The organism is Sphingomonas sp. (assembly GCF_048594985.1).
In the GTDB taxonomy this organism is placed as follows: domain Bacteria; phylum Pseudomonadota; class Alphaproteobacteria; order Sphingomonadales; family Sphingomonadaceae; genus Sphingomonas_I.
On sequence record NZ_JBMDXG010000095.1, the window covers coordinates 1 to 11,475 of the forward strand.

The 11,475-nt window shown below is 68.7% G+C and carries 8 protein-coding genes; 5 read left to right on the plus strand and 3 right to left on the minus strand.

The genetic code is table 11. The features are described 5' to 3' along the window. Positions 1-1,008 (plus strand): dihydrolipoamide acetyltransferase family protein (locus ACOJSF_RS03580; protein WP_420140855.1); only part of this gene is annotated, 1,008 nt, incomplete at its 5' end. 18 nt (positions 1,009-1,026) lie between these two features. Here ACOJSF_RS03580 and coaA read toward each other — a convergent pair. Next, positions 1,027-2,262: a type I pantothenate kinase gene (gene coaA / locus ACOJSF_RS03585; protein ID WP_420140856.1), complete on the minus strand. Its 1,236-nt coding sequence runs from the start codon at positions 2,260-2,262 to the stop codon at positions 1,027-1,029. Positions 2,263-2,446: 184 nt separating this feature from the next. Between coaA and ACOJSF_RS03590 the strand changes: the two genes are divergently transcribed. From ACOJSF_RS03590 to nikE, 4 genes are read left to right on the plus strand one after another with little or no spacing between them, the layout of a single operon-like run. Further along, positions 2,447-4,609: a TonB-dependent receptor gene (locus ACOJSF_RS03590; protein ID WP_420140857.1), complete on the plus strand. Its 2,163-nt coding sequence runs from the start codon at positions 2,447-2,449 to the stop codon at positions 4,607-4,609. A 45-nt stretch (positions 4,610-4,654) separates the two neighbouring features. Beyond that, positions 4,655-7,213: an ABC transporter substrate-binding protein gene (locus ACOJSF_RS03595; RefSeq protein ID WP_420140858.1), complete on the plus strand. Its 2,559-nt coding sequence runs from the start codon at positions 4,655-4,657 to the stop codon at positions 7,211-7,213. Beyond that, complete coding sequence (locus tag ACOJSF_RS03600; RefSeq protein WP_420140859.1) at positions 7,210-8,007, plus strand: ABC transporter permease; 798 nt, start codon at positions 7,210-7,212, stop codon at positions 8,005-8,007. The genes ACOJSF_RS03595 and ACOJSF_RS03600 overlap by 4 nt, the downstream gene beginning before the upstream one ends. Continuing rightward, positions 7,980-9,563, plus strand: coding sequence for a nickel ABC transporter ATP-binding protein NikE (gene nikE, locus ACOJSF_RS03605; protein WP_420140860.1), 1,584 nt, complete (start codon positions 7,980-7,982; stop codon positions 9,561-9,563). Before ACOJSF_RS03600 ends, nikE begins: the two co-directional genes overlap by 28 nt. On the opposite strand, the gene ACOJSF_RS03610 is transcribed toward nikE, so the two are convergent. Both ACOJSF_RS03610 and argJ read right to left on the minus strand, forming a co-directional pair. Further along, on the minus strand, positions 9,560-10,354 hold the full coding sequence (locus ACOJSF_RS03610; protein ID WP_420140861.1) for an inositol monophosphatase family protein: 795 nt from the start codon (positions 10,352-10,354) through the stop codon (positions 9,560-9,562). The two genes, nikE and ACOJSF_RS03610, sit on opposite strands and share 4 nt — an antisense overlap. A 1-nt stretch (position 10,355) precedes the next feature. After that, positions 10,356-11,475, minus strand: a 1,120-nt coding sequence (argJ, locus tag ACOJSF_RS03615; RefSeq protein WP_420140862.1) for a bifunctional glutamate N-acetyltransferase/amino-acid acetyltransferase ArgJ, incomplete at its 5' end; no start/stop codon positions are given.

An 11,475-nucleotide genomic window follows, 5' to 3' on the forward strand; every position in this document is an offset into this window, starting at 1 on the left:
CCGGAGGCAGCGGCGGTTGCGGAATCGATCCTCCCCGGCACGGGGAGGGGGACCGCCGCCGAAGGCGGTGGTGGAGGGGAGGCCGCCACGAGCGCTTCTCCTGCCGAAGTCCCCCTCCCCCAGCCTGCGGCTGGTCCCCCGCCCCGTGCCGGGGAAGATCGGCGGATGCTCGCGTCGCCGGCAGTGCGTGAAAGAGCCCGCAACCTGGGCATCGATCTGGCGCAGGTGAAGGGGGAGGGCGATCGTATCCGCCACGGCGATCTGGACGCCTTCCTCACCTACAATTGGGGTTACCGCCCGGCGGGGCAGGCCCGCGCCGACGAGACGCTCAAGGTGGTCGGCCTCCGCCGTCGCATCGCCGAGAATATGGCCGCGTCGAAGCGCCACATTCCGCATTTCAGCTATGTCGAGGAACTCGACGTCACCAAGCTGGAGGCACTTCGCGGGGATCTCAACGCGAATCGGGGCGACAAGGAGCGGCTGACGATCCTGCCCTTCCTGATCGTCGCGATCTGTCGCGCGATCCCCGGCTTCCCGATGCTGAACGCGCGTTACGATGACGAGGCAGGCGTGGTGACGCGCTTCGGCGCGGTGCATCTCGGCATCGCGACGCAGACCGATGCGGGGCTGATGGTCCCCGTGGTGCGGGACGCGCAGGCGCGCAACATCTGGCAGCTCTCGGCCGAAATCGCGCGGCTGGCGGACGCCGCGCGGAGCGGCAAGGCCAAGAGCGACGAATTGTCTGGATCGACGCTCACGCTGTCGTCGCTCGGCCCGCTGGGGGGTATTGCCGCGACGCCAGTCATCAACCGGCCGGAAGTCGCGATCATCGGCCCCAACAAGGTGGTCGAGCGCCCGGTGGTGAGGGATGGCGCGATCGTCGTCGCCAAAATGATGAACCTGTCGCTATCATGCGACCATCGCGTGGTCGACGGGCATGACGCGGCGTCGTTCGTCCAGGCGGTCAAGCGACTGGTGGAGACGCCAGCCCTGCTGTTCGTCGATTGAGGCGGCGGTTGGCGGGCGTCAGAGCTTCCTGAGCCACAGACTGTCGACCGCATGGTCGGGGCCCTTGCGGATTATCACGTCCGCGCGGGGGCGGGTGGGCTGGATATTCTCCAACAGATTCTTCTCATTGACGTCTCGCCAGATGCGGCGCGCGATCGCCTGCGCCTCGTCCTCCGGCAGGACCGCGAGGCGATGGAAGAAGGCGGTCGGGTCCTGAAAGGCGGTGGCGCGGAGCAGCATGAAGCGTTCCTCGAACCACCGCGCCACGTCGGCCTGCTCGGCGTCGATGTAGATCGACAGGTCGAAGAAGTCGGACGCCGAGAAGGCGGCATGCGCGGCGTCGGGGCCATGCCCGATCTGGAGCACGTTCAGCCCTTCAAAGATCAGGATGTCGGGTGCGTCGACCCTCTCCCGCTGGTCGGGAACCACGTCGTAGACATGGTGCGAATAGACCGGCGCTTCGCCCCGTCCGGTCGAACGCACGTCGGCAAGAAACTGGATCATGCGCCGGACGTCGTAGCTTTCGGGAAAACCCTTGCGCTCCATCAGCCCGCGTTCGGCCAGCACGCTGTTGGGGTGCAGAAAGCCATCCGTGGTCACCAGATCGACGCGGGGATGCGCTGGCCAGCGTGAGAGCAGCGCGCGCAGCAGGCGCGCGGTCGTGCTCTTGCCGACAGCGACCGATCCGGCGATCGCGACGATGTACGGGCGCTTGGCGGGCGGACGCCCGAGAAAGTCGTCGGTGACGCGCGCCAGCCCCTGCGCCGCGTTGACATGCAGATTGATGAGGCGCGTGAGAGGGAGATAGACCTCCTCCACCTCGCCCAGCGAGGTCGGTTCGTTGGTACCGCGCAGGCGCCGCAGGTCGCTTTCGTCGACCGTCAGCGGCACCGCCGACCGCAGCCGCGCCCATTCATCGCGGGTGAAACGGGTGTGGCTCGCCTCGACCGCCGGGATGACGTGAGGTGCGCGACGCCGACGCGGGGCAGGCGCGGCGCGGTCCTCTGGGCTGCGCGTGTCGATGAAGTCGAGCGGGACGAGCCGCTCGCCTGTCGCGAGATTACCCGGCACCTGCGCCGCCGCCATGATTTCCGCATGATAGGCGCCGTCAATGTGCCCCTTCACCAGCCAGCGATGCACGGTAGAGGGCGATTTGCCGATCGCGGACGAGAAGCGTGACAGGCCGCCAAACTTGTTCGCCACCACCGATGCCGGCGCACCGCGATCGATCGGCTTTTTGAAAACAGAGCTCATCACCGCTCGCTTTCCCATTCTGCGAAATAAGGCGCAACCTCTTCATCAATTTTTGGCGTTATGCGAAATTGTGTTGCGCCGCACCACGCGAGAGCGCATGGCTTTTTGCGAAATGCGAAATCCCCCTTTTTCTCAGGCCGCCATCCGCCTTCTCCTTCTGCCCTGTGTCGGGTTTACGGCGGGCGTGGCCCCGGCGCTCGCACAGGCAAGCGGGGGTGAAGAGGGCATCCCTGATGTGGTCGTCACGGCCGAGCGCCGTCCCGACGAAGCGCAGAATATCGGCATCGCGCTGTCGGTGATCGATGGCGACACGTTGGCCGCCCGTGGTGTGACGAGCGTCAACCAGCTTCAATTCCAGACGCCCAGCCTGGAGGTCATCCCGGCGTTCGGCGGCGGGCAGCCGCAGTTCAAGCTACGCGGTGTGGGGTTTGAGGATTATGCCGCGAACAACACGCCCACGGTCGGCATCTATGTCGACGAGGTCGCCTATCCGGTGCCGGCGATGACCCAAAGCGTGCTGTTCGATGTCGCACGGGTCGAGGTGCTGCGCGGGCCGCAGGGAACGCTTTACGGCCGGAACACCACCGGCGGCGCGATCAACTTCATCACACGCCGGCCGACCGATACCTTTTCAGCGGGGATCGAGGGCGAATATGGCCGCTTCGACCAGACCAAGGTTGAAGGGTTCGTGTCCGGTCCACTGACGGACACGCTCAAAGTCCGTTTATCGGGCGTGACCGAGCAGGGGGGCGGCTTCCAGCGCAATCGTGCGACGGGGCAGCCATTGGGCGACGCCGACCGGCTTTATGGCCGGGCGCTGGTGGACTGGGCTCCGACGGCGGGGGTGGACCTGCTGTTCAACCTGCACGGCGGACGCGACAAGTCGGAAGCGACGGGACTCTATCTGTTCCGCGATTTTCCGACGCACGGTTATGGCCCGCCGGCCGGGCCGGTCATTCCGGCCGACAGCCGCCGCCTGACCGGGTGGGGATTCTCCGACGAATTCGCGCGGCTGACCGGCGCGGACGCTGATGACAAGCCGCACCGCGACAATGAAAGCTGGGGTACGAGCCTGAACGCCGATGTGGCGCTGGGCGATGCGCTGCGGCTGACCAGCATCACCGCCTACGACCACCTCCGGCGGCGCGAATATAATGACTGGGATGCGTCGGCCAGCCGCGAATCCGATACCTTCTGGGGTACCGAGGCGGAGGTGTTCGCGCAGGAATTGCGGCTCGCCCCGGCGACCGGCGCGCGGCTCAACTGGGTGGCGGGCAGCTATTACAGCTATCAGAAGATCCGGGAGACCTTCATCACCGATTTCACCGACAGCCTCGGCTTCTTCACCGACACCAATTACCGCCAGACGGCGCAATCGATAAGCGGCTTCGGCCAGGCCGATTACGCGTTGACCGGCCGGCTGAAGCTGACGGTCGGCGGGCGCTACGAACATGAAAAGCGGAAGCTGCGCGATTTCGCGACCGAGATCGGGGGCAGCCCGACCTTCACCGATGGCGATCGCGAGCAGACTCTGTCGAAATGGAGCGGCAAGATCGGGATCGATTACCGGGTTGCCCCTGACATCCTGCTTTATGCCAGTGCCAGCCGGGGGGTGAAGTCGGGCGGCTTCACCGCCTACAACTCCCCCAGCTCCCGGCAGATCAACGCCTTCCGGCCGGAAACGCTCTATGCTTACGAAGCCGGCTTCAAGGCGGACATTTCGCGCCAGGTGCGGCTCAACGGTTCGGCCTTCTACTACGACTATCGCGACCAACAGGTACTCGGCGTCATCGTCGATCCCGACGTGGGGGCGGTCGGCAAGATCAACAACGCACCGAAATCGAAAATCTACGGCGGCGAGGTTGAACTCGAACTCGCGCCGGCCAAGGGTTTCCGCATCACCCAGTCGATCGGTTATAAGCAGGGCGAATATGTCCGCTATGTGGACGTCGACGCGGGCACCGCGCGGCTCGTGAACGGCGTGTACGTCGCGGACACGGTCGATCTCGCGGGCCGTGACCTGCCGCTCGCCAACTGGAGCTATCAGGGATCGGCCTCCTACACTCTCCCGCTCGGGCGCTACGCGCTGGAGGCGGCGGGCGACTATGCCTATCGCGACGCGCTGCCGTCCTTCCTCGGCCCCACGTATCGGGTGGCGCCGGTGTGGCTGGCGAACGCGACGCTGACGCTCCGCCCGGAGAAGGGGCGCTGGTATGTCGGGCTGTACGGCCGCAACATTTTCAACGAGAAGTACGACCTGACGCGCAATTACTTCCTGCCCAATGCCAGCGTGGCGTCGCCGGGGCGGCCGGCGACCTACGGCGTCCGGGCCGGCATCAGCCTGTAGCGGGCGGTTTTGCATGATTATCCCGCGCGTCCGGCGACCGAGAGAGTGACCAGGCCCAGCGCGGGCAGGCGGGGGCGACGGTCGTCATGGCTGACCGTCTTCGTCGTCCTCCTTGCCCTGCTCCTTGGCGCCGCGCCGTCTTTTGCGCGTGACCGCTTGGTCGTGGCGCTTCAGCTGGAGCCCCCGACGCTGGATCCTACGGCGGGCGCCTCCGCTGCTATCGACGAGGTCACGTATCGGACGATCTACGAAGGGCTGACGACGCTCGATGCGACCGGCGCGGCGGTGCCGTTGCTCGCAACCGGATGGACGACGGCGCCGGATGCGCGGAGCTACGTGTTCCGCCTGCGGCCCGGCGTCCGCTTCACCGACGGTACGCCGTTCGACGCGCGCATCGTGGCGTTCAGTCTGCGCCGCGCGGCGGCACCCGGATCGGCCAACGCGCAGGGCGAGGCGCTCGCCAACATCGCGAACATCGACGCGCTCGATCCGCTGACGGTCCGCATCCGCCTGAAGCAGGCCGACGCGGCCTTGCCAGTGCTTCTTGCATGGGGAGATTGCGTGATGGTGTCGCCGCGCGCGGCGGGCAGTCTCGCGACCGCGCCGGTGGGAACGGGCCCCTTCCGCTACCAGAGCTGGAGCCGAGGCGACCGGCTCCGTCTTATCCGCAACGATGCCTACTGGGGCCAGAAGGCCGCGCTGCGCATGATCGAGTTCCGCTTCGTCGCCGATCCCGCCGCCGCCTATGCGGGCGTGCGGACGCACGCGATCGACCTGTTCCCCGATTATCCCGCGCCCGAAAATCTTACGCAGCTTCGCGCCGATCCGTCACTGCGGGTCTCGGTCAATCCGAGCGAGGGCGAGGTGATTCTGGCGCTCAACAACGCACGTGGACCGTTGCGCGACCTGCGCGTACGCCGCGCGCTGGCACATGCGATCGACCGGCGCGCGATCATCGACGGCGCGATGCACGGTTATGGCACGCCGATCGGCAGCCATTTTCCACCGCAGAACCCCGATCATATCGACCTCGCCGGCCGCTATCCGCACGATCCGGCACGGGCGCGCGCGCTGCTCGCGGCGGCGGGGTATCCGCGCGGGTTCGACCTGACGTTCGCGCTGCCGCCCGCGGCCTATGCGCTGCGGAGCGGCGAGATCGCGGCGGCGCAACTTCGCGCGGTCGGAGTGCGCGTGCGGATCGTGCCGCTCGAATGGGCGCAATGGCTCGATCAGGTGTTCGCGCGTCGCGATTTCGACATGACGATCGTCGCCCATGCGGAGCCGGCCGATTATGCCATCTATGGCCGGGCCGATTACTATTTCGGCTATGATGGGGTCGCGGTGCGGGAGCTGCTCGACCGGCTGCGTGCCGCGGCCGATCCGGCGCGGCGGCATGCGCTGCTTGTTGCGGTTCAGCGGCGGATCGCGGAGGATTCGGTCAACGTCTTCCTTTTTCAGTTTCCGCACATGGCGGTCGCCGACGCGCGGCTGACCGGCCTGTGGATCAACACGCCCCTCCAGACGGTCGATTTCGCGACCGCCCGGTTCGAAGGGGGCGCCGATCCGACCCCGCCGCCCGATCGATCGGCGCGGCCATGGGGCGTGGTCCTGTCGCTGCTGATGGTGGCGGGAATGGCGGCGCTCCTCCGGGCGGGGGGCGGGCGTTGGCTGCTGCGCCGGCTCGCCGTCCTCGCCGTCACGCTCGTAGGGGCGAGCCTGTTCGTGTTCGCGCTCGTCCAGCTTGCGCCCGGCGATCCGGCGCAGTTCATGATGGGGATGGAGGCGAGCCCTGCCACGCTTGATGCTTTGCGCGTACAGCTTGGCCTCGAGGGGGGGCTTGTCGGACGCTATTTTGCGTGGCTGGGCGGGCTGGCGCGGGGCGACCTTGGGATCAGCTATGCTTACCGCGTGCCTGTGACGGCGCTGGTGGGCCCGCGCCTCGCCGTCTCGCTGGCGCTGGCTGGGCTGGCGATGCTGCTGTCGGTCGCGATCGGCGTGCCCGCGGCGGTTGCCGCCGCGCGAAGCCCCGGCGGACCGGTCGACCGGGCAGTGGGCATGCTCGCCCCCATCGGGCTGGCGGTGCCCAGCTTCTGGCTGGCCATGGTGTTGCTGCTTCTGTTCGCGGTGTCGCTGGGGTGGTTTCCGGCGAGCGGCTTTCCGGGATGGGATGCGGGCGCGGGCGCGATCCTCGCCGCGCTGATCCTGCCCGCCATCGCGCTCGCGCTGCCGCAGGCGGCGGTGATCGCGCGGGTCGCGCGCGGGGCGCTGGGCGAGGAGCTGGCGCGCGATTATGTCCGCACCGCGCGCGCCAAGGGGCTCGGGCGGCGTGTGATCCTGTGGCGCCATGTCCTGCCCAATGCCGGCGCGCCAATCGTGGCGGTGATCGGCCTGCAATTCCCATTCCTGCTCGGCGGCAGCCTCATCGTGGAGAATGTCTTCTATCTGCCGGGGCTCGGCCGCCTGCTGGTGCAGGCGATCGGCGGGCGCGACCTGATCGTGGTGCAGGCGGTGGCGATGGTGATGGTCGTCGCGACCGTCACGGCCAGCTTCCTGGCAGACGTGGGCCAAGCCCTGCTCGATCCGCGCTTGGGAGCACGGCGATGAGAATGGCCATCGGCCTTGCCGCGCTCGGGCTGATCGTCCTGCTGGCGCTGCTGGGGCAGGCATGGACGCCTTACGACGTCGGCGCGATCGATGTCGCGGCGCGCTTGCAGGCGTCGTCATGGGCGCATCCGTTCGGCACCGACCAGCTCGGGCGCGACATCGGCTCGATGCTGATGGCAGGGGCGGGGCCGTCGCTCGGCGTCGCCGCGCTGGCAGCCGCGATCGGCATCGGCGTGGGCGTGCCGCTGGGCTTGCTTGCGGCGGCCCGACCGGGCTGGATCGACGAGGTCGTCGTGCGCGGGGCCGACATCCTGTTCGCTTTCCCGGCGGTGATGCTTGCCATCCTGATCATCGCGATACTCGGCCCGGGCGCGGCACATGCCGGTCTGGCGATCGGGCTGTTCAACATTCCGGTCTTCGCGCGCGTCACCCGCGCCGCCGCAGCCGGCCTGTGGGCGCGCGATTTCGTCGCGGCGGCGCAGCTGGCGGGAAGCAGCGCGGCGCGCATCTCTCTCGTGCATATCCTGCCCAATATCGCTGGCGTGCTGACGGTGCAGGCGGCGGTACAGCTCTCGCTCGGCCTGCTGGCGGAAGCGGGTCTATCGTTCCTCGGGCTCGGGGCGCAACCGCCGGCGGTAAGCTGGGGACGGATGGTCGCCGACGGCCAGACCCTGATCGCGATCGCCCCCCGGCTGGTGCTGCTTCCCGGCTTGGCCATCACGCTGACCGTGCTGGCGATCAACCGCGCGGGCGAGGAGGCGCGCGCATGGCTGCTGCGGGGAGCGCAGTCGTGAGCCAGCTACGGATCGAAGGACTGTCGGTCGCTTATGGCGCACGCCCCGTGCTGCACGATGTCTCGCTGACGGTCCTGCCGGGCGAGATCGTGGCGCTGGTGGGACCTTCGGGGTCGGGCAAGTCGACCCTTGCCCATGCGGCGATCGGATTGCTGCCCGACAGCGCGGTCACCTCGGGCACGCTTGCGCTTGGCCAGGTGACGCTGTCGTCGCTTGACGAGCGCGGTTGGGAGGCAGTGCGGGGCGCGCGCATTGGAATGGTGTTTCAGGAGCCGGCAACCGCGCTCAACCCCGCGCTGACGGTAGGACGACAGATTGGCGAGGTGCTGGCCCGCCACGAGCGCCTGACGAATCCGGAACGCGCGGCGCGGGTCGAGGCGCTGCTGGCGCAAGTGGGGCTCGACATCGCGCCGGGGCGACACCCGCACACCTTGTCCGGCGGACAACGCCAGCGCGTCGCGGTGGCGATGGCGATCGCGGCCGGCCCCGATTTGCTGATCGCGGACGAACCGACCGCCGCGCTCGATCCACTGGCGCAGGCGGGCGTGATTAAGCTGCTGGAGACCGAGGCGCGCAAGCGGGGCATGGGCCTGCTGATCGTGAGCCACGACCTCGCGCTGGTGGCCAAGATGGCCGACCGGATCGTGGCGATCGAGGATGGGCGTGTGGCGGAGGAGGGCGCAACCGCTGCCTGCCTCGCCGCCCCGCGATCGGATTTTCTGCGCCGCGCGGTGGCGGCATCGCGGCCGGGCGGTCCCGGGCCGGCGCCCGCCCTCCCGGATGCGCTGCTCGATGTAGCGACGGTGTCGCGGCAGTATCGCACCAGCGGCTTGTTCGGCGGCCCGGTGGCGACAGCGCTCGATGGTGTCAGTCTCCAGCTCTGCCGGGGCGAAACGCTGGCCCTGGTCGGCGCATCGGGATCGGGCAAGTCGACGCTGGCGCGGCTAGCGCTGGGGCTCGACCGGCCCGACGCGGGGACGGTCACGATCGACGGGCAAACGTGGCGCGGGGCGCGGGGTGCGGGGCTGCGCACGCTGCGGCGTCGGGTCCAGGCGGTGTTTCAGGATCCTGCCGCCAGCTTCGATCCGCGCTGGACGGTCGGGCGGATCGCGGCCGAGCCGCTACGCCTCCTTGATGACACCCCAAACCCGGCTGAGCGCGCCGCGCGCGTGATCGAGGCGCTTGACCAGGTCGGGCTCGACGCGGACGCGGCGCAGCGTCTGCCGGCGCACTTTTCGGGGGGGCAACGGCAGCGGATCGCGCTTGCCCGCGCACTCGTTCTCAAACCCGATTTGATTGTGCTGGACGAGGCACTGAGCGCGCTCGATCCGCCGCTCCGCGCCGACATGGTCGCGCTGCTGCTGCGGCTCCAGCGTGATCTGCGCGTGGCCTATCTCTTCATCAGCCACGATCTTGCGCTCGTGCGCCACTTTGCGCACCGGATCGCGGTGCTGCGCGACGGGCGCTGTGTCGAGCAGGGCCGCACGGCCGAAATCCTCGATGCGCCGGGCGATCCTTATACCGCCGCTTTGGTTGCGGCGACGCCGGCGCTCTAGCGAAACAGGATCGCGGCGGTGCGGTCCCACAATTCGGGCGTGGCGGCGGCCAGCATCCCCGTGGTCGTTTGGGTCGGCGCGTAGGGCGTGCCGTCGAAGCGCGCGACGCGCCCGCCCGCCTCGGTCAGGATCAGCGCGCCCGGCGCATGATCCCAGGCGAACGTGCGCCAGAACAGCGCCACGTCATTCTGGCCGAGCAGGACGCGCGGATATTGCTCGGCCGCGCAACGCGGGATGGCAACGCAGCGGAGCCGGCCCTCGGCGCGCGCCTCGCTATCCGTGCGCAATTCGGGCGGCAGATAGCGCGTCGACAGGCCGGCGACGGGTCTGTCCGCGCCGCTGCCGCGCGAAAGAACGCGCTCACCATCGATGAAGGCACCCCCGCCGAGGGTCGCATAGCAGAGGCGGTTGCCAACCGGGTCGAACAGCCACGCCGCCTGTGTCACGCCATTGTCGGCCAGCGCGACCATGATCCCGAACGGTGACTCCCCTGCCGCGAAATTGGCGGTACCGTCGATCGGGTCGACGATCCACACCGTGCCGTCGCCGATCGTGTCGAGCAGGCGGGGGTCGGCCGCGCAGGCTTCCTCGCCCACCACGTGCGATCCCGGCAGCAAGCGGGTCAGCCCGTCGGTAAACGCGTCCTCGCTCTCGCGATCGGCGATCGTGACGAGTTCGTCGGGGGCCTTTTCTTCGATCTGGGTCGGATCGAGCTGACGGAAGCGCGGCATCACGATCCGCGCGGCGACATCGCGGATCAGCGCTTCGACGGGGCGGGCGAGATCACGCATCTCAGCTCCGATAGTCCGCGTTGATCGAGATGTAGCCATGCGTCAGGTCGCAGGCCCACACGGTGGCGCGGCCCTCGCCGAGGCCGAGATCGACGCCGATGTCGATATCCTGCCCCTTCAGGTGCGCGGTGACGGGGGCCTCGTCATAGCCCTCGACCGCGAGGCCGTCGCGCGCCACCTGCACGCCGCCGAACGCGATCGAGAGCTTGTCGCGCTCGGCCGGCTCGCCTGCCTTGCCGACCGCCATGACGACGCGGCCCCAATTGGCGTCCTCGCCCGCGATCGCGGTCTTCACCAGCGGCGAATTGGCGATCGACAGGCCGACGCGGCGCGCACTCGCGTCACTTTCGGCGCCGGTCACGGTGATCGCGATGAATTTCGATGCGCCCTCGCCATCGCGCACAACAAGGTGTGCGAGTTGCTGGCACAGATCGGTCAGCGCGGCCTGGAAGGCGTCGGCACCGGTATCGTCGAATGACGCGAGCGGCGCATTTCCCGCCTTGCCCGTTGCGAAGGCTAGCACGGTATCGCTGGTCGAGGTGTCGCCGTCGACCGTGATGCAGGAAAAGGTCGGCGCGTTCGCAGCCTCCAGCACCGACTGCAGGAAAGGCGCCTCGACCGCCGCGTCGGTGAAGATGAAGCCGAGCATCGTCGCCATGTCGGGCGCGATCATGCCCGACCCCTTGATGATGCCGACCAGCGTGACGACCCGCCCGTCGACCACGGCCGTCACGCTCGCGCCCTTGGCGAAGGTGTCGGTAGTACCGATCGTCTCGGCGGCGCGCAGCCAGTCGGCATCCGGCGCCCGCAGCACCGCGTCGATCCCGGCCTCCGCCTTGTCGATCGGTAGCGGCACGCCGATCACCCCGGTCGAAGCGACGAACACGTCGGACGGCTGACAGCCGACATGACCCGCGACGCGCGCCGCGAGCGCCTCCACCGCCGCGCGGCCGCGGTGGCCGGTGAAGGCGTTGGAATTGCCCGCATTCACTACCAGCGCCCGCGCGCGCCCGAGCGTCAGCGCGGCGCGGCACCATTCCACTTCGGGCGAGGGGCATTTCGATCGCGTGGTCACGCCCGCCACCGCCGTGCCCTCATCGAGCGCGGCATAGGTCAGGTCG